We start from the raw sequence: 230 nt of genomic DNA, 5'->3' as shown, positions 1-230 counted from the left end.
GACTGGACCTGAAGCCGCGCTGATTTCGGGGGCTGCAAGCCAGCCCCTTGGTTGAAGCGAGCCTATGCGCGACAATAACGATCATTTGCGGAGCCCCCCATGACCGATTTCACCCCCGATGCCATCCTCGACGCCACCGGCCTGAATTGCCCGGAACCGGTAATGATGCTGCACCAGCACGTGCGCAACCTGGCGGCTGGCGGCCTGCTGAAGGTCATCGCCACCGATCC

1 protein-coding gene is annotated in these 230 nt (G+C 63.0%); it reads left to right on the top strand.

The features are described 5' to 3' along the window. Positions 1–99: 99 nt before the first annotated feature. Positions 100–230, top strand: a 131-nt coding sequence (locus SB756_RS36130; RefSeq protein WP_410914060.1) for a sulfurtransferase TusA family protein, incomplete at its 3' end; no start/stop codon positions are given.

Origin of the sequence: Pseudomonas sp. SIMBA_068, assembly GCF_046534705.1 — a bacterium.
In the GTDB taxonomy this organism is placed as follows: domain Bacteria; phylum Pseudomonadota; class Gammaproteobacteria; order Pseudomonadales; family Pseudomonadaceae; genus Aquipseudomonas; species Aquipseudomonas putida.
Note: the sequence above shows the minus strand (reverse complement) of the source record. Positions and strands in the feature narration are given on the sequence as shown.